General features: G+C 40.7%; 17 protein-coding genes, 1 pseudogene and 1 other annotated feature. Of the genes and pseudogenes, 8 read left to right on the top strand and 10 right to left on the bottom strand.

From position 1 onward, the window contains the following. Positions 1 to 18 precede the first annotated feature (18 nt). From KFQ09_RS12490 to KFQ09_RS12500, 3 genes are all read left to right on the top strand, one after another. Positions 19 to 1,464, top strand: coding sequence for a carboxy-terminal processing protease CtpB (locus KFQ09_RS12490; protein ID WP_047945633.1), 1,446 nt, complete (start codon positions 19 to 21; stop codon positions 1,462 to 1,464). 344 nt (positions 1,465 to 1,808) lie between these two features. Then, positions 1,809 to 2,162: a swarming motility protein SwrAA gene (locus KFQ09_RS12495; RefSeq protein ID WP_007500014.1), complete on the top strand. Its 354-nt coding sequence runs from the start codon at positions 1,809 to 1,811 to the stop codon at positions 2,160 to 2,162. A 68-nt stretch (positions 2,163 to 2,230) separates the two neighbouring features. Next, entirely contained in the window at positions 2,231 to 3,418 is a 1,188-nt protein-coding gene (locus KFQ09_RS12500; protein WP_255835711.1) for a PDZ domain-containing protein, read from the top strand. A 9-nt stretch (positions 3,419 to 3,427) separates the two neighbouring features. On the opposite strand, the gene KFQ09_RS12505 is transcribed toward KFQ09_RS12500, so the two are convergent. After that, positions 3,428 to 3,793 carry a winged helix-turn-helix transcriptional regulator gene (locus KFQ09_RS12505; RefSeq protein WP_017357877.1) on the bottom strand — a complete coding sequence of 122 codons (366 nt, stop codon included), beginning with the start codon at positions 3,791 to 3,793 and terminating at the stop codon, positions 3,428 to 3,430. Positions 3,794 to 4,013: 220 nt separating this feature from the next. Between KFQ09_RS12505 and KFQ09_RS12510 the strand changes: the two genes are divergently transcribed. Together KFQ09_RS12510 and KFQ09_RS12515 are read left to right on the top strand one after the other, a co-directional pair. Next, positions 4,014 to 4,688: an NAD(P)H-dependent oxidoreductase gene (locus KFQ09_RS12510; protein ID WP_255835712.1), complete on the top strand. Its 675-nt coding sequence runs from the start codon at positions 4,014 to 4,016 to the stop codon at positions 4,686 to 4,688. A 91-nt stretch (positions 4,689 to 4,779) separates the two neighbouring features. Continuing rightward, positions 4,780 to 5,004, top strand: a binding site (T-box leader). 75 nt (positions 5,005 to 5,079) lie between these two features. After that, on the top strand, positions 5,080 to 6,429 hold the full coding sequence (locus KFQ09_RS12515) for an amino acid permease (RefSeq protein WP_255835713.1): 1,350 nt from the start codon (positions 5,080 to 5,082) through the stop codon (positions 6,427 to 6,429). 48 nt (positions 6,430 to 6,477) lie between these two features. On the opposite strand, the gene KFQ09_RS12520 is transcribed toward KFQ09_RS12515, so the two are convergent. The 8 genes and pseudogenes from KFQ09_RS12520 to KFQ09_RS12555 all read right to left on the bottom strand — a co-directional run bounded on the left by KFQ09_RS12520 (position 6,478) and on the right by KFQ09_RS12555 (position 17,674). Continuing rightward, positions 6,478 to 7,470 (bottom strand): glycosyltransferase family 2 protein, encoded by a 993-nt coding sequence (locus tag KFQ09_RS12520; protein ID WP_017368127.1) that lies wholly within the window; start codon positions 7,468 to 7,470, stop codon positions 6,478 to 6,480. A 31-nt stretch (positions 7,471 to 7,501) separates the two neighbouring features. Further along, on the bottom strand, positions 7,502 to 9,613 hold the full coding sequence (locus KFQ09_RS12525) for an ArnT family glycosyltransferase (protein WP_255835714.1): 2,112 nt from the start codon (positions 9,611 to 9,613) through the stop codon (positions 7,502 to 7,504). 148 nt (positions 9,614 to 9,761) lie between these two features. Next, positions 9,762 to 11,180, bottom strand: coding sequence for a HAMP domain-containing sensor histidine kinase (locus KFQ09_RS12530; RefSeq protein ID WP_046526817.1), 1,419 nt, complete (start codon positions 11,178 to 11,180; stop codon positions 9,762 to 9,764). Further along, positions 11,177 to 11,863 carry a response regulator transcription factor gene (locus KFQ09_RS12535; protein WP_024719907.1) on the bottom strand — a complete coding sequence of 229 codons (687 nt, stop codon included), beginning with the start codon at positions 11,861 to 11,863 and terminating at the stop codon, positions 11,177 to 11,179. Before KFQ09_RS12535 ends, KFQ09_RS12530 begins: the two co-directional genes overlap by 4 nt. After that, positions 11,860 to 12,843 (bottom strand): YncE family protein, encoded by a 984-nt coding sequence (locus KFQ09_RS12540; protein WP_035389645.1) that lies wholly within the window; start codon positions 12,841 to 12,843, stop codon positions 11,860 to 11,862. Before KFQ09_RS12540 ends, KFQ09_RS12535 begins: the two co-directional genes overlap by 4 nt. A gap of 268 nt (positions 12,844 to 13,111) precedes the next feature. Continuing rightward, positions 13,112 to 14,445: pseudogene (locus tag KFQ09_RS12545) on the bottom strand (MFS transporter). Between the two features lie 40 nt (positions 14,446 to 14,485). Beyond that, positions 14,486 to 15,058 carry a TetR/AcrR family transcriptional regulator gene (locus KFQ09_RS12550; protein ID WP_025208046.1) on the bottom strand — a complete coding sequence of 191 codons (573 nt, stop codon included), beginning with the start codon at positions 15,056 to 15,058 and terminating at the stop codon, positions 14,486 to 14,488. A 90-nt stretch (positions 15,059 to 15,148) separates the two neighbouring features. Then, complete coding sequence (locus KFQ09_RS12555) at positions 15,149 to 17,674, bottom strand: PEP/pyruvate-binding domain-containing protein (RefSeq protein WP_255835715.1); 2,526 nt, start codon at positions 17,672 to 17,674, stop codon at positions 15,149 to 15,151. Positions 17,675 to 17,958: 284 nt separating this feature from the next. On the opposite strand from KFQ09_RS12555, the gene KFQ09_RS12560 reads away from it, so the two are divergent. The 3 genes from KFQ09_RS12560 to uvrA all read left to right on the top strand — a co-directional run bounded on the left by KFQ09_RS12560 (position 17,959) and on the right by uvrA (position 23,364). Next, a complete protein-coding gene (locus tag KFQ09_RS12560) occupies positions 17,959 to 18,204 on the top strand; it encodes a CsbA family protein (RefSeq protein ID WP_008348197.1) in 246 nt (81 codons plus the stop codon). A 290-nt stretch (positions 18,205 to 18,494) separates the two neighbouring features. Beyond that, positions 18,495 to 20,480 carry an excinuclease ABC subunit UvrB gene (gene uvrB / locus KFQ09_RS12565; protein ID WP_113746940.1) on the top strand — a complete coding sequence of 662 codons (1,986 nt, stop codon included), beginning with the start codon at positions 18,495 to 18,497 and terminating at the stop codon, positions 20,478 to 20,480. Positions 20,481 to 20,487: 7 nt separating this feature from the next. Next, positions 20,488 to 23,364: an excinuclease ABC subunit UvrA gene (gene uvrA, locus KFQ09_RS12570; RefSeq protein ID WP_050826647.1), complete on the top strand. Its 2,877-nt coding sequence runs from the start codon at positions 20,488 to 20,490 to the stop codon at positions 23,362 to 23,364. A gap of 32 nt (positions 23,365 to 23,396) precedes the next feature. Here the strand turns inward: uvrA and KFQ09_RS12575 are convergent, their stop codons facing one another. Beyond that, positions 23,397 to 23,627, bottom strand: coding sequence for a hypothetical protein (locus KFQ09_RS12575; protein ID WP_008348188.1), 231 nt, complete (start codon positions 23,625 to 23,627; stop codon positions 23,397 to 23,399). Positions 23,628 to 23,812: the final 185 nt, after the last annotated feature.

Here is a 23,812-nt window from a genome sequence, read left to right on the forward strand (position 1 = left end):
TGAAGAAGGAGGCCAAATATGAAAAAACAAATCGCATCCATCATGGCAAGTGTCATTCTCATCATCAGTGCAGGGGTTATGACGCATAAAGAGGCGACTCAAGCGGAGTCACCGAAAGCGGCTGCAGTGGCTGGACAAGCTCAATCAAGTGATCGAGCGAAGGAAAACGGAATGGAGAAAATTGAGAAAGCCTATGACCTCATTTCGAATGAATATGTAGAGGAAGTGGATCGTCAAAAGCTGCTTGAAGGTGCCATACAAGGAATGCTTTCAACCTTAAATGATCCGTATTCAGTATACATGGACAAGCAAACCGCAAAGCAATTTTCGGATTCACTTGATTCCTCATTTGAAGGAATTGGGGCAGAAGTTGGAATGGATGAAGGAAAGATTATCATTGTCTCTGCCTTTAAAAAATCCCCTGCGGCAAAGGCGGGTCTGAAACCGAAAGATGAAATCATCAGCATTGACGGTGAGACGATGAAAGAAAAAAGCCTAAACGATGCTGTACTGAAAATAAGAGGAAAAAAAGGAACGTCTGTCGCCTTGAAAATCAGACGAAATGGAATTGAAAAAGAGCTAACATTCCATATCAAACGAGAAGAAATCCCGCTTGAAACCGTAACGGCTTCAATGAAAGAGGTCAATGGTCATAAAACAGGCTATATTGCGATCTCTAGCTTCTCTGAAGATACGGCGAAGGATTTCACGGCAAGCTTGAATAAGCTCGAGAAAAAGGGCATGGAAGGCCTTGTGCTGGACGTGAGAGGAAATCCTGGCGGCTATCTACAAAGTGTGGAAGACATTTTGAAACATTTTATCACAAAGGATCAGCCATATATTCAAATTGCAGAACGGAATGGCGATCGAAAACGATATTTTTCAAAACGAAAAGAACAAAAACCATATCCGGTCAATGTCTTAATTGATAAAGGAAGTGCATCCGCTTCTGAAATTCTGGCTGGTGCCATGAAAGAAGCAGGGAAGTATGAAGTGGTAGGTGATGTTTCCTTTGGTAAAGGAACTGTGCAGCAGGCGGTACCAATGGGAGATGGAAGTAACATTAAATTAACGCTGTATAAGTGGCTGACACCGAAAGGGAATTGGATTCACAAAAAAGGCGTTGTGCCGACCATTGCGATTCATCAACCAGATTACTTCACCGTTGGCCCGCTCCAGCTGAAAGAACCGCTTCAGCTTGATATGAACAATGAAGAAGTCAGACAAGCACAGACATTGTTAAAGGGGTTATCATTTGACCCTGGCAGAGTAGATGGATATTTTGACGAAGAAACGAAAAAGGCTGTACTCGCATTTCAAAGCACATACAATCTCGAAAAATCAGGTGTGATTGATTTAAAGACAGCGAAAATGATGAACAAGATGGTAGATGAAGTGAAATCTTATGAAAAGAATGATCTTCAGCTGCAAACTGCACTAAAAGCACTATATCTCAAAAAATAAAGAGGCGAATAAATGCCTCTTTTTTTTGGTTCATAAGTGTTACGAACATGTAATAATTTATTCTTAAAAATATATTATATCGAGAAATATATTCATTTATTTTACAAAAAACATAACATTCCTTCGAATTTACCCGATAACATATTTATATAAGAGACTTTCTGTTGATTTAAACATGTCATGAAAATGAAACTTTTGAAAGTTGTATGTTACATAAATAATTCTTACAATAAAAAGTAGCACTCATTTTAAATATTTTATTTTTTGCGGATATTCAGCTTAAGCATTGAGCTGTACCGAGGTTTGCGCTTTTCTTAAAAGAACTAGTAAATGGGGGTACACAATTGAAAAGGGCAAGTATTGTGAGAGAGAAAAAATATTACGAGTTGGTAGAGGAGCTTAAGAGTCGTACGAAAGATGTGACGTTTTCGGCTACAAAGGCATTAAGTCTACTCATGCTGTTAAGCAGGTACTTGGTCAATTACACAACGGTAGAATCAGTCGACGAGATCGATGAAGACTGTGCTGAGATATACTTCAATTATTTAATGGATAATCATAAGAGACTTGGTATAAACTTAACCGACATCAAGAGGTCCATGCAGCTTCTCGGCGGCATACTAGATGTAGATGTGAATCACTATTTAAAAGATTTTTCACTGTCGAATGTCACACTTTGGATGAATCAGGAGAAATAAACCTGATGTCAAGCATCGATTTATTTGATAGAATAAGAGAAAATGCTTGACTTGGGCGGTGAACGATAATGAGCTCGGAGTGGATGGGAGCCGGATTAAAAGCGGTCGGTCTGTTTTTAATCCATCCTCTTTTTTATTTTATGATATTAATCAGCCTATTATATGGCTACATCCGCGTAAAGCGGGAGAGAAAAGCGTTTCAAACAAGAATAGAAGATGTTTACGATGAACTGAAATTTACATATTCAAAGGGATGGGTTCCAGGAATTTGTCTATCGATCATATCTGTAGGCTTAGGGATTTCCCTTCCGCCTGGATTCATCGTGCTGATTGCAGCGATGACCATCGTTTTCTCTTTATTCTTTAAGGCGAGTGCGCTTTCGTCTGCATACACACTCGGTTTCAGTTTTATTGCGGCATTTGGACTGATGTCTGTTCAAGTGAGCCATTCTTGGCTGCCGCAGCTTTCAATGATGAATGCATCAGCCGTTGTGATCCTGTTAGGGCTACTGTTAATGACCGAAGGCATCTTAGCCTATCGAACGGCGCATTTACGTACATCGCCTGCAATGGTGATGAGTGCGAGAGGACTTTTGATCGGCCAGCAGCGAGCGAACCGTCTGTGGCTTCTACCACTTGTTTTGCTGATGCCGGCAGGTGAATGGACTTCTTCTCTGCCATGGTGGCCTGTGCTTCAAGTGCACGATCAAAGCTTTTCATTTATTGTGATCCCGTACATCATCGGCTTTGGCCAGCGTATTCAAGGATCGCTGCCAATTGTGAGTATTCAAATTACGTCACGCCGTATTATGATGCTCGGTCTAGCTGTTGCTGCAGTAGGTGCGGCAAGTATTTGGTTTGAGCCGATTGCGTGGGGAGCTGTTGTTCTAGCGATTGCAGGAAGAGCCTTTTTATCATGGAAGCAGAGGGTGAATGACAACGCTGCACCATTCTTTTTCTCTAAGCGGAATCAAGGGCTTATGGTGCTTGGTATCATTCCGAATACACCTGCGGCTGATTTAAAGCTTGAGGTCGGAGAAATGATTACAAAGGTCAATGGAATCGAGATCAAAACCGTTTCAGAATTTTATGAAGCACTACAAACCAACCGTGCTCTGACAAAGCTCGAGATCATTGGTCTCAATGGTCAGACAAGATTTGAGAAACGCGCCTCTTACGAAGGGGAGCATCACCAGCTTGGTATCCTGTTTGTGAAGGACGATCCTCAGCAAGAGCCAACGGCGATTTCATCTTAAAAAAAGCTGCTAGAGATGGCAGCTTTTTTCTTTTGGGCGCGTTTCTCTCCCATAGGATTCGCCCCATTCACGCATGGCAAAGATAATGGGCTTTAACGTATTTCCAAGAGAAGTCAGTGAATACTCGACACGAGGAGGGACTTCCTCATAGACTTCACGGTGAACAATCCCGTCTTGTTCAAGTTCTCGTAATTGCAACGTCAGGACACGCTGCGAAATTCTTGGCAGAAGCCGGCGTATTTCGTTGTAACGCTTTGGACCGCAAGTCAAATGATAAAGGATGACGCCTTTCCATTTCCCTCCGATGACATTTGTAGTGATAGACACGGGACAGCCATGATTCACAATACTGACTGGATTGGATGGTGCACTCATCTCAACATTCCTTTCTTAAACGAAAATGGTCATAAACGAACATGTTTGTACCTAACGAACAAAAATGTGCGTACTTGAATCAATGGAAGCTTTTCTTTTACCATAGAGATAGACATCACACATTCGGGTTGTTTGTTTTCCTATCATAACAATTTCTATGAGGGAATGGAAAGAAATTGGATTGTGGGAACACACCTGTTCATTAGAAAGGATGAATAACATGCGAGACAAAGAGCTATTAAAAAAAGAAATCATTGAGGCGTATGAATTCCGTCATGCGACAAAAGAGTTTGACCCAGCGAAAAAGATTCCAGAGGATGATTTTGCATTTATTTTAGAAACAGGAAGACTTTCTCCAAGCTCTGTAGGGTTTGAGCCTTGGAAGTTCCTCGTTGTTCAAAATAAAGCATTTAGAGAAAAATTAAAAGAGTATACATGGGGAGCGCAAAAGCAGCTTCCAACTGCCAGCCATTTTGTGATCATCTTGGCAAGAACAGATGCCCGCTATGATTCAGCATATGCAGAATACATCAACAAGCAAATCAAAGGAATGACAGACGAAACGTTTGAAATGGTCAAGGGGCGCTACAGAGAATTCCAAGAGAACGATCTTCATCTACTAGAAAATGACCGTACATTATTTGATTGGGCTTCAAAACAAACGTATATTGCCTTAGGTAACATGATGACAGCTGCGGCACAGATCGGCATTGATTCATGCCCAGTTGAAGGATTTAGCTACGATCACATCCATCGTATCTTAGAAGAAGAAGGGTTACTGGAGGATGGTCAATACGACATCTCTGTCATGGCAGCCTTTGGTTATCGTGTCATTGAGCCAAAACGCGGCAAAACACGTCGCCCGATGGATGAAGTAGCTGTTTGGATTCGTTAATCGCTGTTTGTCTGAAAAAGGCTGTTGACAATTGCGTGGTTAGTCAGTATATTTAAAAAATAAAATCTTTGACGAATATACAAATTTGACTATAAACGCTTTGACTTGAGAATAGTAAATGAACATCCGTTTTTTAAGAGAGCTGCGGGTCGGTGCAACGCAGTAAAACGAATCATTGAACTCGCTCAAAGAGCGGTAAGACTGAATGAATAGTAAGTCTTTACGTGTGACCTCCGTTATCGGGTTTTAAGTTGGATTCAGCCATGGCTGAATCAATAAGAGTGGTAACGCGGTTGCAAGGTCAGTCGTCTCTTCCAGGAGATGGCTGGCCTTTTTATATGCTTTTATCTCATATTTGTCTGAAGATTCAAATTTAAAGGAGCTATAGAAAATGGAAAAGGAACATGTGCAGTTAAAACGAACAATGACATCAAGGCATATTATGATGCTTGCGCTTGGCGGTGCCATCGGTGCTGGTCTGTTTAAAGGAAGCAGTTCTGCCATTGATATTGCGGGTCCTGCTGTCATTTTGGCATACATGATTGGTGGTCTTATTTTATTATTTATTATGCAAGGACTTGCCGAAATGACCGTTGCACGACCTGGAGCAAGAACATTCCGTGACTTGATTGAACCTGTGTTAGGAAAATATCCGGCCTATTTCTTAGACTGGATCTATTGGAAAATGTGGGTGCTGAACATTGCAGCAGAGGCGATTGTGTCGGCCATCTTTATTCAGTACTGGTTCCCACAAGTGCCAATCTGGATACTTGTGTTAATCATTTCACTTGTAGTCACAATCATTAATGTTTGCTCAGTCAAAATGTTTGCTGAGACAGAGTATTGGTTAGCTTCTATTAAAATTGCTGTCATCATCTTATTTATTATCATTGGATTTACCATGCTATTTGTCTCATTCGGACAGCATGCAGCACCTGGATTGTCTAACTTAACGGATCACGGTGGATTTTTCCCAAATGGTACTGGCGGATTAATTGCAGCAATGCTGGTTGTCGTGTATTCATATGGTGGGACGGAGATGATTGGGGTCACGTTAGCAGAAACAAAAAACCCTGAAAAAGTCATCCCAAAGGCCATTCAAAGTACGTTTGTACGCATCATCGGTTTTTATGTACTGCCGTTCTTTATCATTGTCAGCTTAATCCCTTGGAATCAAGTAAACAATGAGCAAGTAAGTCCATTTGTGACAGTGTTTGCAACGATCGGAGTACCGTATGCCAGTGACATCATGAACGGCATTATCTTACTAGCGATTTTGTCTTCTATGAACTCTGGCTTGTATGCTTCATCACGGGTGCTTTATACACAGGCAATGGATGGCCGTGTATGGAAAGGATTCTCCAAGCTGTCAAAACAGCAGGTGCCTGTTCGAGCCATCCTTGTATGTACATCTACTTTGTATGCAGCTGTATTGATTTCTCTTTTTGTAGGAAGTCAAACGTTTAATTACTTGATGGGCTCTTTAAGTTACACAGTTCTATTCATCTGGTTTATCATTGCCGTCGGTCATTTGAAATCTCGAAGCGTCGCACAGCCAGCCGGATATCGCGTGAAGCTGTATCCTTTCACAACGTGGTTTTCCGTTATTGCGATCATGGCCATTTTTGTCGGCGTTGTATTCAATACACCAATTGTTCAAACGCTGGTCACAATGGGCATTTATTTAATCATTACACTTTCTTTCTTTATTAACAGAAAACGGTTTGAAACAGCCGTCTAATTTATTAAAAAGCGTGCAGGACCTTCTGAAGGGTCTCGCACGCTTTTTTTAATACTGTTTATATTGCTTGAAATGGACAGGGGATTGAACGGGATGTGGCTTTGCCTGAAGGCCATAGCTCTCCCTGACGATATAAAGCGGCCGGTCCTTGGCTTCATCGTAGATTCGGCCGATATACTCTCCGATCATGCCTAACATAAAGAGGGTGATCCCGCTAAAGAATAGCTGAATGACAATTAATGAACTCCAGCCGGTGATGGTGCTGTTTGTAAAAAGCTTTAAATATAAAACTAGAAACATCGAAATGAAGCCAATAGCTGAAAGGGTAATACCTGCCACGCTGGCTAGCTTTAAAGGTTTGTAAGAAAAAGATGTGATCCCATCCATCGAGAGCTTGAGCATCTTTTTGAGAGGGTACTTTGTTTCTCCTGCCAACCGCTCATCCCGAACATATTCTACCGCAACCTGTTTGAAGCCAACCCAGCTCACTAATCCGCGGACAAATGGGTTTTTCTCGCGTATTTTTCTCATTTCATGACACACTTTACGATCCATCAATCTAAAGTCGCCGGTGTCAATAGGAATATCTACTTCGGTGATTTGACGTAGCACTCGGTAGAAAAGGGAAGCCGTGTACTTTTTGAAAGCTGTTTCGCCTTTTCGTTGCGTGCGGACCGCGTATACGACCTCATAGCCTTCCTTCCATTTTTCAATCATGTCTAAAATCAATTCAGGTGGATCTTGTAAATCCGCATCAATCACTACGACAGCTTCTCCCTTTGCATAATCCATTCCCGCTGTAATGGCAATTTGATGCCCAAAGTTACGAGAAAAATCAATAAGTCTCACATGCGGATCAGTCTGGCAGTACCCTTTAATCAGTTCAGCTGTTCGATCCATACTGCCGTCATTGACGAAGAGAAGCTCATATGCTTCTCCCGTCGAATCCATGACGGTCTTGAGGCGCTGATACGATTCATGGATCACAAGTTCTTCATTATACACTGGGACTACAACAGAGTATTGTATGTTCTTTTCCATCAGTCATCGTTCCTCCCTTTTAATAGATGAATTAATCAACGGATAGTTCATAAAGAGTACCGCTCTCCATTCCGCCCATTCGTCCATTTGACTGATCATTTTGTTCGGATTGTTGGCTGCCTGTTTGCTGGTTCGTTTTGGATGTAGAGCTATTCTGCCATTTAGAAGCAGTTACTTCTTTGCCATTTTTTTGAATCCAAGTAAGAATGTCAGAGCTGCCGCCTCTCATACCAGAAAGATAGAAGTATTTGATTTTGCCGTCTTTAACGAGCTGTTTGAATTCATTAAGCGTGAGAATGTTATCAGATCCACTAAATCCACCTAATGCCATAACAGCTTTTCCTGTTTTAATAATGTAAGGCGAAGCAGTGGTTGCATCTGTTGTCCCGAATAGGAATTCTTCTCCCGTATTGTTTTTCTCAAGATAGCTGATCAGCTTTTCATTGACTTGTGAACTCATGCTGCCACTTGAAGTTGCAAGCTGAGGACCAGCCTCTGGCAGCATACTGTTTCCTCCGTAAAGAAGAGGTGTGCTTGCCCAGTATAGTGGTGCGATCAGCATCCCAAGGATGGCAATGAGAGACATGAATTGTTTTAGTTTTTCTTTCCCTTTTACCAAGAGTAGAGAAAGGGTGCTTCCAACACCAATGATACCGACTGCAATGCTTAGTCCAAGACCGATCGTGCTTGTAAAAGTGGATAGGATAAAGATTTCAAATGCGGTTGTGACGAATATCGCAATTGGCAGTAGCCATTTTTTAAAGCCAGTTCCCGTTTGAAACAATTGAGTCATAGAAACCCATCCGGCTCCTGCTAAGACAGCAATTGGCGGTGCCAGCATGATTAAATAATAGTGATGGAAAAATCCAGCTACACTGAAGAATGCAGCAACAGGTATAAGCCAAGCTAACCAAAATAGTGTTTCTTTTTGTTTTGTATTGAGGCGTCTTCTTTCAAAGGCTGTCGAGAAGAAGATACCAATCGCACCGAAGAGCGCAAATGGAAGCAGCCAGCTGATTTGATCGGACAGTTCAGATTGGAACAGACGTAATGGCCCTTTTGTTCCTGTTCCAAACATGCCAGAACCATTTCCCATTTTTCCGCCCCCGCCATTTGGCGGTCCATCACCATTACCGCCTGAAGGCATATCAGGTGGTGTTGTGCCGTTTGCATTGCTTGGTGGTCCTTGCATTGAAGGCTGTTCCTGACTGGATGATTGGTTTGAATTGTCTGAGTTGTTTTGAGTTCCATTTGATGGCGGCTGAGGCATGGTGGATGAATCATTGTCATTTTGCTGATCACCCTGCTGTGAAGGTGGCTGTCCCTCACCTTGATTTGTGCCGCCTCCGCCAGACTGTTGACCAGTCAACCGCTGCAGACCATTGTAACCAAAGGCTAATTCTAGTGCTGAGTTCGATTGACTTGATCCCATATAAGGACGATTGTCTTTGGAAGTGAGATCAACCGCTATAGACCATGAAGCAGATACACCTAAAAGAACAATCATTGAAATCATCAGCGATAACAACTTTTTCTTCCATGTCGTTCGATAGGCAATGATGTAAAACAGAACGAGAGCCGGTACAATCATATACGCTTGTAGCATTTTTGTATTAAAACCGACACCGATCATTGCAAAAGAAGCAATCGCCCAAAGCACTTTCTGCTGTTTCACAGCCTTGAACATCATGGCTGTTGCGAGTAAAAGAATAAAGACGAGTAAGCTATCAATGTTATTTGTACGAGATACAGCAACTGCGATTGGTGTACACGCCATAATGAGTGCTGACACTCTTGCAGCAGCCAGGCCAAATGTAGGTTTGACTAGGCGGTAGATTAAATAAACAGATCCAATGCCAGCTAAAGCTTGGGGTAAGATCACACTCCAGCCATGCAGGCCAAAAATTTTGGCGCTGATCGTTTGCAGCCAGAAGGCGAGCGGTGGTTTATCCACCGTGACATAACCTGAGGGATCGAACGAAGCAAAGAAGAAATTATGCCAGCTTTGCATCATACTTGTGACCGCCGCTGTATAATAAGCGTTCACCGTATCGTCGTTCCAAATGTTATAAATGTTTAAAATGGCAGATAAAATCAATATGAAAAATAAATAAAGATCAAATTTCTGAAAGCGTCTAATCAAAAGCTTGTCACTCCTTTTTCTTAACTTGAAAAAAGTGTAACAAGCAAATATGAATAAATTGTTAATAAAAAAAGGCCAATTCTTTATTTTTCTGTTGAATAAAAACAGCTCTAGAAAAGAGCTGTTTTGTTTAAGATGTCATCTTATTTTATGAGGAGACAGGCGGAGTTTCAGTGCTCTCTGCACTTGGTAATTGTATAACAGCGGTCGTACCTAGGCCTTGTTCAGATTGAAGAACGAACGTGCCACGATGTTTTTTTATAATTTGATAAACAATGGCTAGTCCAAGACCAGAGCCGCCATCTTTTCTTGTGCGGGCTTTATTCACTCGATAAAAACGCTCAGAAACATGAGGGAGATCTCCTTTTGGAATTCCGCTGCCTTCATCTGTGATTCTCAATTCAGCAGTTTGTTGGTGAACGAATAATTCAATCGAAATCGATTTTCCTGATGGCGTGTAATGGATGGCATTGTCCAATAAATTACGAACGACTTGCTCAAGTCGATCGCTATCACCATAAATAATACAATCTTCTTCGAGTTCTCGGTTGAACGAGATTCCCTTTTGACTAGTAATGAATGTCATTTGATCAAGAACATCATGAATAAGCTGCGCAAAGACGATTGGTTCCATCGTTAGTGGATAAGATTCCCCCTCTAACTGCGCGAGATCAAGAAGATCATGTACGAGCCTGCTTAATCGTGTGGATTCGTCTTGAATAATCTGCATGCCTTTCTTTTGATCAATAATGCCTTCTTCAATTCCTTCGGCATAGCCTTTCATATAACTTAAAGGCGTTCTCAGTTCGTGAGAGACATTAGCAAGGAACTCTCTGCGATGCTGTTCAACTTTTTCTAACGTAGAGGACAGTTTATTAAAGGAACGGCTCAGCTGATTTAGCTCATCCCCTTTTTTGGTCACAGCCATGCGTTTTGAAAAATCACCAGATTCCATTTCCATTGCAATTTCTTTCATTTGATTGATCGTCCTTACGACTTTATTAGAACTTTTATATCCAATAAAGAAAATCAAAAGCAGGATAATTAAAATAGAGATGCCAAGCGTTAATCGAATTTGAACAAACGGTTCATACACATCAGATAAAGGCATAGAGAGGAAAATGGTTCCTGATAAATCATTTTTGTTTGAGAACACAGGGATGGCAATCCCGAGAATATCTTGATGAAACTGGGGGTGTTCTCTAATTAACACAACTGTTTTCCCCTGAAGAAGCTTTTGGCGTTCTTTAAACGTAATGAGGTTATCGTTTGTATTCGTATCGAAAGGAATACCGCTTGAAAGCTCCATAGGATCATCAGTAAAAATAACACTTGCCTGACTTGAGTCATTTGCCCACTTCATTCTGTCAGTAAAATACGTGTCTTTCCCGTGTTTGTGATAGATTTCTGCCAGCTTCTTTCCTTGTAAACTTAAAGAGTCAATCTGTTTATCTATATATAAGTGCTGGTATAAGTAATAAGTCAGGGCAAGAGCTGAGGCAGCAACGATGCCTATAACGGAAAGGATTAAGAAAAGCACTTTCCTTTTAATAGATAATGGCTTCATTTGTCCTCCTCAAACTTATAGCCTACACCCCAAACGGTCTTAATATACCGTTCCGCTTCCTTTAATTTCAGTCTTAGTGTTTTAATATGTGTATCGACTGTTCTTAAAGAGCCACTAGGTGAGTGTGATTCCCACAATTTTTGATAGAGCTGTTCACGGGAAAAGACTTGGCCTTGATTGAGCAGAAGAAACATAAGTAAATCAAATTCTCTTCTTGTTAAATTGATGGGCTTTTGCTTGAGATAGACTTGTCTGCCGTCTTGATCGATCTCCAAGTCACCAATCATGATTCGACTGCGCTTTAAAGAAAGACCTCTAATTCGTCTTAATGTCGTTTCAATTCTAGCTGCAAGCTCACGTAGACTAAAAGGCTTCATGATGTAGTCGTCTGCGCCAATTTCCAGCCCCTTAATGCGATCCTCTTCATAACTTCTAGCTGTTAAAAATAAAATGGGGATTTGGGAGGTTTGCCTGATGCGCTGGCAGACTTCGAATCCATCCATATCTGGCATCATAATATCCAATACAACAAGGTCAATGGCCTCTTTTTCAAGCTGATGTAAGGCGCCCGTGCCATTATTTGCAGTTATCACGTGAAAGCCTTGTCTCTGCAAAAAGGATCCGATTAACTCAAGCATATCTAATTCATCATCTACTATTAAAATATTCATCTGTTCTTTCATTTCTTTTCCTCCAACATGATAGCATAAGGTCCTGCTGGGATGTTCAGTCGGTTCTTCAACATAAATGTATGTTTGTCAATGACGGATACTGAATTGTCATCTAAGTTACTGACATATATAGATGAGGAATCAGCAGTGATATAATTCGGATTTTGACCGGTCTCAACAGAGGAAAGTAGTTTGTTTTTATCGGTATTTACTTTATATAGTGTATGGTCTCCATGACATAATACATATAAAGTAGAAGAGTTTTTTTCTGAAAAAAATGCGACTGGCATAACACCTAGTTTGATTTCTCGCTGTTTTTTACCTGTTTTAGGGTCGTAAGCAAAAATGCTCTTATTTAATGTGCCCGGTTTACCATGTCCTCCAACCCAAATGGAATGCCCATCAAAATGAATGCCAGATGGCCGTTCTAGGACGGAAATCGTTCGTATCTTTTTTTTCTTTTCAATATCAATGACTGAAACAGAATGACTTTTTGCATTTAAAACAAACAACGTTCCAGAAGAAGACAACGCCATAGAAGAGGGTAATGTCCCGGTCTTCACAGTTGCTTTTATTTTCTTGTGCACTGTATCGATAAAATAAACGACATTTTTCTCTGAATCGGTCACAAGTAAAGTGTTGGTATCCGCATCATACGCGAGTGAAGTCAGACCTTTATTCACATCCATATAGTCCGCTGCTGTTCCTTTTTTTAAATTGATTTCTATAAGAGATTGTCCTTCCTTACTTGATGCAATGATCACGTCTTTGTTGATGTGAACAAGATCAGTGAGAGGATGTTTTAAATCAACGGAAGAGACAATTTTATTTTTTTGTAAATCAACGATTGAAAAGGAGGCTTTTTTTAGTTGAGAAATGACAGCAATTGATTGAGAGCTGCCAGGGGGCGTAAATTGCTGGTCTTTTCCGCAGCCTGCTAGGAAAAATAGTAGAACTGACAAGCATATTAAAAAATATTTCACTCGTTTCATCCTTCTGCTCCTTTGGTGCTCTATTTTCAAAAAGCATAACACAAAAATTGTGAAAAAAAATCGAAGTTATGAATGCTGGAAGAAATGAAAAGAAGTTTTTAGGTGGGGAAGTAGAGGTAAATGAAAGCTGAAATTTCTTTTTCGTTTATTCATATGACATTTTTTCATGAGTAAAAGATCATTTTCACAGTTTGATCATTGTATTCATAATTGGTTACAGTAACAAATAATCATAGCTCCCCCGCCCTAAATAGAGCGAAGGGAGTCGTTAAGCAGAGTGTTCAGATGAATGAGAAGTGGATTTCGTTTTTAGACGATGAGAGAGGAGGAAACCAAGAATACCTGCGCCCATTAATACGATAAATAAAGATTGAAAACCACTTAATATACCAATTAAAGTAGATGAAATGATACTTCCGAAATATCTAAAGGTAGAAAAAATCCCAGATGCAGAACCAGATAAACTCTGATCAACAGATGTTAAAGAAGCCATCTGCATGCTAGTCATGCCAATACCTGATGAGATCCCCCAGCGACTAATGTGATGATAAGGAGTGGTAAATTTGGGTAGCTGCTTAGTGTGATCAGCATAACACCGGATAAAGTAAGACAGAGAAATGAAAATCGAATCATTTTTTTGGCACCTTTTATTGGATGGAGCTTTGCCCCGAGTAATCCACTAATAGACATACAGAGTGAAAAGATCGAAAGGAAAATCCCGCTTTGTGTATGAGAAAGCGCGAGTTTTTGCTCCATAAACAGCGGCATAATGAGAAGAATCGCGTACATCACAAAATTACTAAGCATGATAGAAAGGTTAGCGTTCGTAAAGGCACTGTTTTTAAATAATGTCAAATCAATGATGGGATTTGTAACTTTCCGTACGTGTTTGAAAAATAAAGGAATGGAAATGACCGCTAGAACGCCATAGATCATGTATTCGTTTAATACTTGGCTTTTAGTAAACAAAATGAGTGTGGCGATCCCGATTGTTAAGTATAACGAACCGATGATATCTACATTGGCTTGTAAACGTGTATGTTTCATCTTCGGAATCATAAAAACGCCTGTCACAAGTGTGAGAATCAAAAATGGTATATTCACTAGGAAAATGGAATGCCAGTCAAAGCTCTGAATGAGAATAGAGCCGATAAAAGGTCCAAGTGCGGCACCAATTCCCGCTCCAAAACCGAAAAAACCCATAGTTTTAGAAAGCTTTTCATGTGATACTGTTGCACGAATTAAAGCAATGCTGTTCGGCGTTAATATAGCTCCGCCTGCCGCTTGAATTGATCGGAAGCTAATAAGAAAAGCAAGATTAGGTGCGAAAGCACATCCAATGGAGCCAATCAAAAAGAGTATCACACCAGCTAAATACATGCTGCGGTGGCCGTATATATCTCCCAGCTTACCCGCAATAGGTTGAGTGACTGCCATGACAATTAGATAAATCGTGACCACCCAAGTAATGTTTGATATGGATTGATCGTAATAAGTTGATATAGATGATAGAGCGACTGCGATCATGGTTGAATTGACTGGAACTAAAATAGCTCCAAGCAGCAAAGAATAAATGATCAAGTTCTCTTTTTTAAGATTCAATGTGTTTACCACCTTTGTAAAAAAGAAGAATTTCACCCAATTAAGTGGGGGAAATTCCTCTCATGAAAATGTGTGTGCATGTCTCAATAAAGTCTTCTTTTTTTGTTAAAACAAGCTGAATGTCTTGCTCTAGCTGTTGAATGAAAAAGCCAAAATACGTGCTAATAAATATATCTGCATAGATGTCTTCTTTTCCTTCTAATACACGATGCTGAGCGCCCATTTTTTTGAAATAATGAATCAGCATGTCTCTCAATTCTTGAGGATAAATTTTTTCATGGTCTGTTAAATCTTTAAACATAGCGGGTTCTCTCATGCTGATATAGATAAATTCTTTTTTTGAAGTCAAATCTTCAAGGAAATAGCTACCGAGAAATTTTAAATCGGTGTATAAATCGTCTTTAAATTCTGCTTCAAGGGTTTTGGTCGGTGTTGATTTCATTTTCATAATGGCAGCAATCACGCCGCGTTTGTTTTTAAAGTTACGAAAAATTGTCGCTTCACTTACATTCGCTTTTGTCGCAATTTCTTTTGTCGTTGTTTTTTGATAGCCCTTTTCAGACAATAATTCCATTGTTGCGCGAATGATCCGTTGATTTGTTGATTTTAACAAGCATACTCACCTCAGGTTATGAATGTGTTTGCAACAAAGTAAGTATACCGATAAAATCTGTGACCGCCAATATGATTCAAACAGTGACGACTATGCCCGTGAATGCTGATTTAATAACTGGATACGCCCATTGGCTCCATCTACTGTCACGAGGTCACCGGATTTTAGTTTTTCAGTTGCGATCCGTGTACCTAGGACAGCCGGTATCATATATTCTCTAGCGATAATAGCGGAATGGGACAAAATGCCGCCAGAATCGGTGATGACTGCTTTTGCGTCTCTAAATAAGCTGGTCCATAAAGGTGTCGTTGTTTTACAAACTAAAATGTCATCTTTTTCAAATTGTGAAAATTCATCAGCAGATGTAATGACTCTGACTCTTCCAGAAGTAATGCCGCTAGATGCACCAATTCCATAGATTGCATCGTCTGTGTTGTTTTCATTTTCCCTTAGCGAACCGAGCATTCTTTCTACTTGCTGTAATTCAGCTTCAGAAGGCGTTCCTGTATAAGCTGGTGGTTGGATGGATTCATTTTCCTTCATTTCAATTTTTCTTTGCTGAATGATCGAATCGTATGTGGTCGAAGTTGTGAGCGCATTGAGTACTTCATCATCGTAAAGATACCAAAGGTCTTCTTGATGAGGGATCGCTCCTTTTTGAACAAGAAGTTCACCAATTTTTAAGAGATAGAGTCTCGCTTTTGCATCTAACATGGCATCAATGTAAAAGTGATGATCATCTCGAATATTGGCTGCATGGAGTGCAAAATGATAAAGTTCCTCAAATTTTGTTTTAAACGCTTTATCTGTCACTTGACTGATAAACTGTTCATACGTTTCTTGCCTTTTGATCACGGCTTGTGCAAATTCTTCATCAAAATCAGATTGGTTCCGAATGTTGTTTCTAATGATGTCCAAGACAAATTCAGGATTTTCCACCCATGTTTCCTCTGTGAAATCATGGCTTTTAACAGACCGCCAACCATAGACTTGGAGAAAAGCTTCTACGTCGGAAATGAAGTTTTTTCCTTTATCTGTGTGATTGAGGGCAAATAATAGTTCAGCATTCGTTGAATGATCTTTAAATGCCTGAAGAAGCTCGGAATCTTGAAGAACGTCTTTTGCCAAGTGAGATAGTTTTTGATCTGTTTCAAGAGACTTGTTCATCACACCTATCATCATTTCATGCAGCAGAACGACTTGTGTTTGATCCCCAGTATATGTGACAAGCATGTCTTCAATGATCGCTGATAGAATGACTTGAGGTATGACAATATCAAAATGGTCGTCATACGCTCTTAGATAAATCTCCTTTAATTCTTGAAAGCCATTAATGGCTTCCTCAATTGTTAGCGGTTGAGTGATTTGCCGATCAAGTTTTTCGTATAATGGGAACAAGTCTTGCTCTAAAATGTGATACATTCTTTCGCTTAAACGAGGAAACAGTTCGAATAGACTCTCGTCAAAAACTGGTTCAGCTGACGCTTCTGGCATAGACGGTGAAGAATACAAATGGCCTCTATAAAGCTTGATATCTTTAATGTTAAGGTCTGGTACTTGATACTTCTCTCCGTTTTTCTTCATCCCGTTTTTTAAAGCAGGTATGATCAAACTTGAAAAAAGAGGACTTGTGGGTCCAGGCATATGATCGTCCATTGAGATCCAGAAGTCTTGCAGCTCTTCAGGTTTCATTTGAAAGGCTGCACCTGAGGAGCCATTTGCTGTATTGGAAAAAGAAGCAGTAATCGGTCTTGCTTGAAGTAAATAAAAAGTACCATCTGACATGCCGAATTCGATATCTACTCCATGTCCATAAAGGGCTTCTACTTGTTTTGTCATTTTCGTGATTTGGATCAATTGATCATCTCGAAGACAAAATTGGCCAGCCATCTCTTCACCTACGGGTTGTTCAATGACACCCTCTTGACAGGGGACAATTTGCACTTCTTTTGTTCCTAGTGATTTTTCAATAGAGTACGTTTCTTTGTTTACAATAAATGTATCTGGCGTCACAAGGCCGGAGACGATGGCTTCTCCTAGTCCATAGCTTGCAGTCATCATGACTTCGTTTGTTTTTCCTGATACAGGATTCTCACTAAAGATGACACCAGAGATGTCAGAATGGATCAATCCTTGTACAACAACAGCCATGAGCGGCATCTCTTCCTCGTTCTCAATCATTTCTTCCTTATATTCTGCGACTCTTGCTGCGAAGTAAGACGACCAACATTCTTTGACGGCTTGCAAGAACTCTTCATTTGTTTTGATATTTAAATAGGTCTCGTATTGACCTGCAAAGGAGGCGCCTTCGAGATCTTCCGCAACAGAAGAGGATCGCACTGCAACGGATGGATATGTTTTCAACAATGATTGAAAGGATGAAAGTAATTCTGTCTCCATTTGTGAAGGAAACGAAGCTTCTGTGATTTTTCGGGCAAGATTTTGATCAGTTGGATGGAAATTGTGATATGAAAGAAAGCTTGCAAAGCTGTTCGTTTTAATAATAAATCCATCTGGAACTGGCAGTCCGTGATTGTTTAATTTAATTAAATTCACGCCTTTTGCCCCTGCGAGTGATGCGGATTCTTCAGCCGCATGAAATAATACTGAATACATGGGAATGCCCCCTTATCCAAATAGCCAATGGTTTCATTTGTCTCTTTTTGTTTTTTAAAATGATAGTGCGCACTATCATTTTCATCATAGAATTTATTGGATGTAACTGTCAAAGACGTAAAGACCTATCTTTAGAAAGGGGACGTTTTCACTAATTTTCCTCCTCATCTATATCAAAAGTCTTCAACCGAGAAGAAAAAAGCTGAAATTGAAAACTGTGAATTGTTCATTATGCCAATCTTTACTATAATCAAGGGAGTAGACCATGTAGAGGGAGGGTTTTTGTGATTACAAAAGCCATATTTGCACTTGTTTTTCCTTTCTTGCTCGTTATTTTATTTTCAAAGGTTACTTATAATCATTACGTTGGCATTGCATTAACAGCAGCGCTTTTATTTGCTTCGTATATGAAAGGCTATACAGAAACCTACTTTATCGTAGGATTAGATATTATTTCTTTAGTGGCCGGGGCATTGTTTATGGCCAAGAAAGAAGTCGAAAAAAGAGAGAAGGCTGAAAAACATCATTGATGTGATCCCTCTTGATGAAAAGAAAATGTTTTTGATTGCAGGAGCTGTGCTTACGATTCTAGTGAGTGCAGCTTTCTTTTTTGTGGTTTTTCTGCTGATCGAATATCTCGCTCCAAAATGTTCCATACTGAAAGGAAGGTTTCTTTAGAGGGTTATGAGCCACGGCAGAGAGGGTATGGTTGTATTGGAAATAAAAATCAAGTGAGAGCCGAACTTTAGTTCGTATTTTTGTGTTCTTTTATGATAATATATTCATTAGATAGATTTCGTAACGAAACGGAGGCTTTGATGTGAGTGACCGCTTTGAATTAGTTTCTAACTATCAGCCCCAAGGGGATCAGCCAAAAGCCATTGAAAAGCTTGTGGAGGGCATCCATCAGGGGAAACAGCATCAAACGCTGTTAGGTGCTACAGGTACGGGAAAGACCTTTACTGTATCCAACCTGATCAAAGAAGTGAACAAACCAACCCTTGTCATTGCGCATAACAAGACACTTGCCGGACAATTATACAGCGAGTTCAAGGAATTTTTTCCAAATAATGCTGTTGAATATTTTGTGAGTTATTATGATTATTACCAGCCTGAGGCGTATGTGCCTCAAACTGATACATTTATTGAAAAGGATGCCAGCATTAATGATGAGATCGATAAGCTAAGGCACTCCGCCACATCCTCATTATTTGAGCGGAGAGATGTCATCATCATTGCCAGTGTGTCCTGTATTTATGGCTTAGGTTCTCCTGAAGAATACAGAGAGCTTGTGCTGTCTTTACGAACTGAAATGGAAATTGAACGCAATCAGCTTCTTCGTAAGCTGGTGGATATTCAGTATTCTCGTAATGATATAGATTTTCAGCGCGGAACCTTCAGAGTTCGAGGAGACGTCGTTGAAATTTTTCCTGCTTCACGAGATGAGCATTGTATCAGAGTGGAGTTTTTCGGTGATGAAATTGAACGTATTCGTGAAGTAGATGCTCTCACTGGAGAAATTCTCGGTGATCGTGACCACGTTGCTATTTTCCCAGCATCTCACTTCGTCACAAGAGAAGAAAAGATGGAAAAAGCGATTATTAATATTGAAAAAGAGCTTGAGGAACAGTTGGAAAAGCTTCGTGAAAACGGAAAATTGCTTGAAGCACAGCGTCTTGAGCAGCGGACAAGGTATGACCTAGAGATGATGAGAGAGATGGGCTTTTGTTCAGGGATTGAGAACTACTCAAGACATCTCACCTTACGTCCGCCTGGTTCTACACCTTACACATTGCTTGATTATTTTCCGGATGATTTTATGATTGTTGTCGATGAGTCACACGTGACCATCCCGCAAATTCGCGCCATGTACAATGGGGACCAGGCAAGAAAACAAGTGCTTGTTGATCACGGATTCCGTCTGCCGTCAGCACTTGATAATAGACCACTCACATTTGATGAGTTTGAAAAGCACATTAACCATATTGTGCATGTATCCGCAACACCGGGCCCATACGAGCTTGATAAAACGCCAGAGGTCGTGGAACAAATTATTCGTCCAACCGGTTTGCTTGATCCAATCATTGAAGTTCGTCCGATTGAAGGACAAATCGATGACTTAATTGGGGAAATTCATGCAAGAGTTGAGAAAAATGAGCGTGTGCTTGTGACGACTTTAACGAAGAAAATGTCTGAGGATCTGACAGATTATCTGAAAGAAATCGGAATCAAGGTCAATTATCTGCACTCAGAAATTAAGACACTAGAGCGGATTGAGATTATTCGTGATTTACGTCTCGGAAAATATGATGTGCTTGTTGGGATCAACCTTCTTCGAGAAGGTTTGGATATTCCAGAGGTGTCGCTCGTGGCGATTTTAGATGCGGATAAAGAAGGCTTTTTACGTTCAGAAAGATCCCTCATCCAGACGATTGGCCGTGCTGCAAGAAATGCAGAAGGCCGGGTTATTATGTATGCAGACAATATGACGAAATCAATGGACATTGCCATACAAGAAACAAAGCGGAGACGTGAGCAGCAAGAAGCGTATAATGAGAAATTTGGTATCACTCCGCAAACGATCCATAAGAAGATTCGAGATGTGATCAAGGCAACAAAAGTACATGAGGATTCAGAAGAATACGAAACAAAAGCAGCACCAAAGTTGTCAAAAATGAGCAAAAAAGAACGAGAAAAAGTGATCGAAAACATCGAGATGGAAATGAAAGATGCAGCAAAAGCGCTTGATTTTGAAAAAGCAGCAGAATTAAGAGATCTATTGCTAGAGCTAAAAGCGGAAGGATGAATGCCAGATGGCTATGGAACGAATAGAGGTGAAAGGGGCAAGAGCCCACAACCTTAAAAATATTGATGTCAATATCCCGCGCGATCAGCTAGTGGTCATTACGGGTTTATCTGGTTCGGGAAAATCGTCGCTTGCCTTCGATACCATTTATGCAGAAGGTCAGCGCAGGTATGTTGAATCACTGTCAGCCTATGCACGTCAATTTCTCGGTCAAATGGACAAACCAGATGTAGATGCGATTGAAGGGCTTTCTCCAGCGATTAGTATTGACCAGAAAACGACAAGCAGGAACCCTCGATCAACCGTTGGGACTGTTACAGAAATTTATGATTACTTGCGTCTATTATATGCTCGAGTCGGAAAACCGATTTGTCCTATTCATGGGATCGAAATTACATCACAGACGATTGAGCAAATGACAGACCGCATTTTAGAGTATCCAGAACGAACGAAACTACAAGTGCTTGCTCCGGTCGTATCTGGACGTAAGGGAACTCACGTGAAAGTACTTGATCAAATTCGGAAGCAGGGCTACGTTCGAGTCAGAGTTGATGGCGAGATGGAGGACCTGTCAGAAGAGATCGAGCTTGAAAAGAATAAAAAGCATTCCATTGAAGTGGTGATTGATCGAATTGTCGTGAAAGAAGGCGTGGCGGCACGGTTGTCTGATTCTCTTGAAACGGCACTCCGACTTGGTGAAGGTCGTGTGATGATTGATGTGATTGGACAAGAGGAGCTGTTATTTAGTGAGCATCATGCTTGTCCGCACTGCGGATTCTCTATTGGGGAACTTGAGCCAAGAATGTTCTCGTTTAATAGCCCTTTCGGTGCCTGCCCAAGCTGTGATGGGCTTGGTTCTAAACTAGAAGTAGATCCAGAGCTTGTGATTCCGAATAAGGATTTGACTTTACGGCAGCATGCCATTGCCCCATGGGAGCCTCAAAGCTCACAATATTACCCGCAGCTTCTTGAGGCCGTATGTACACACTATGGAATTGACATGGATATTCCAGTAAAAGATATCCCGACGCATTTATTTGATAAAATTTTATATGGCAGCGGCTCTGAGCTGATTTATTTTAAATATGAAAATGATTTTGGCCAGGTCCGTGAAAATGAAATCGAGTTTGAAGGTGTGCTTCGTAACATTGAACGGCGTTACAAGGAAACGAGCTCCGATTATATTCGGGAGCAAATGGAAAAATATATGGCCAATCAGCCATGCCCGACCTGTAAAGGATATCGCCTGAAAAAAGAAACGCTTGCGGTTCTCATCAATGGCAAACATATCGGAGAAATGACCGATTTGTCTGTATCTGATGCCCTTGATTTCTATAAGAAAATTGAGTTGTCTGAGAAAGATTTGCAGATTGCCCAGCTCATTTTACGTGAAATCAAAGAGCGCTTATCCTTCTTAAATAATGTCGGATTAGATTATCTGACATTAAGCCGGTCTGCTGGCACATTATCAGGCGGGGAGGCGCAGCGGATTCGTTTGGCGACACAAATCGGATCAAGACTGACAGGCGTTCTTTATATTTTAGATGAACCATCGATTGGTCTGCATCAACGGGATAATGACCGGTTGATTGGGACATTGAAAAACATGCGTGATATCGGAAACACACTGATTGTCGTAGAACATGATGAAGATACGATGCTTGCCGCTGATTATCTCATTGATATTGGACCAGGAGCAGGGGTTCATGGAGGAGAAGTGATTTCAGCTGGAACGCCAGAAGAAGTCATGAAAGACCCAAAATCGTTGACTGGACAATATTTATCTGGTGAGAAATTCATCCCGCTTCCGATTGAGAGAAGAAAGCCTGACGGCCGATTCATTGAAATTAAAGGGGCAAAAGAAAACAATCTTAAAAACGTGAATGCGAAGTTTCCTTTAGGTGTCTTTACCGCTGTGACGGGTGTATCAGGATCAGGGAAAAGTACACTTGTGAATGAAATTTTATTGAAATCCCTTGCCCAAAAACTGCACAGAGCAAAAGCGAAGCCAGGACAGCACAAAGAAATCAAAGGAATGGATCACTTAGACAAAGTCATTGATATTGATCAATCTCCAATTGGCCGTACACCAAGATCCAATCCTGCTACGTATACAGGTGTATTTGATGACGTGCGGGATGTTTTTGCGCAAACCAATGAAGCGAAGGTACGAGGCTATAAAAAAGGGCGATTCAGCTTTAACGTGAAAGGTGGACGCTGCGAAGCGTGTCGTGGAGATGGCATTATTAAAATTGAAATGCACTTTTTACCTGATGTATATGTGCCTTGTGAAGTGTGTCACGGGAAACGTTATAACCGCGAGACGCTAGAGGTCACGTATAAAGGGAAAAATATTTCCGATGTGCTTGAAATGACGGTAGAGGACGCACTTCAATTTTTCGAGAATATCCCGAAAATTAAGCGGAAGCTGCAAACGATCTTTGATGTTGGATTAGGATACATTACACTTGGGCAGCCTGCCACGACATTGTCTGGTGGAGAGGCGCAGCGTGTGAAATTGGCATCTGAGCTTCACCGCCGTTCAAACGGAAGATCCTTGTATATTTTAGACGAACCGACAACCGGTCTTCATGTGGATGATATTGCTAGGTTGTTAAAAGTGCTCCAACGCTTGGTCGAAAACGGGGATACGGTATTGGTCATTGAGCACAACCTTGATATTATTAAGGCAGCCGATTACCTTGTTGATCTAGGACCAGAAGGCGGTGCTGGTGGAGGAACGATTATTGCTTCAGGAACACCTGAACACATTGCTAAAGAAGAAGCTTCTTACACCGGTCGATACTTAAAACCGATTTTAGAGCGTGATCGTGAGCGAATGAAACAGTTAGTCAAAGAAACAGAAAGTGTGACATCCTCATAAAGAAAAACCCCTCGGAAAGAGGGGTTTTCCTTTTATTGCACATCTTCCTTTGGCATTAAGTTACTGAGGTGCGTTAAATCCTTTAAAATATGAGTGCTGCTACTATCGAGCAGTACTTTTAAATAACGGATATCACCATACTTCGGATGAGACGGATGAATGGCCTCTAGCTCCTTGATCATATCGCTGTTCATGCTTTTCTGTTTCTGTATAAGGTCTAAAAGCGTTTGTGCCGTGTGGTTAGCATTATGATGATCTGTCAAAATAATTACCCCCTATAATGATAATCACCATCTTTTCAACATATTTTAAAGGGTAATCCATAAAGAATCTACACTTAGGTGCAAAAAGAAATAATTTGTGTCTAAGGTCATATGTAAATCGAATGAGTTTGAAACTTTTTATACGCCATAAACGTATGAGTTAGAAAGGAATTTTCATCATGAAG

The sequence above is a fragment of the Bacillus sp. FS02 genome, assembly GCF_024398395.1.
Lineage (GTDB): Bacteria > Bacillota > Bacilli > Bacillales > Bacillaceae > Bacillus > Bacillus altitudinis.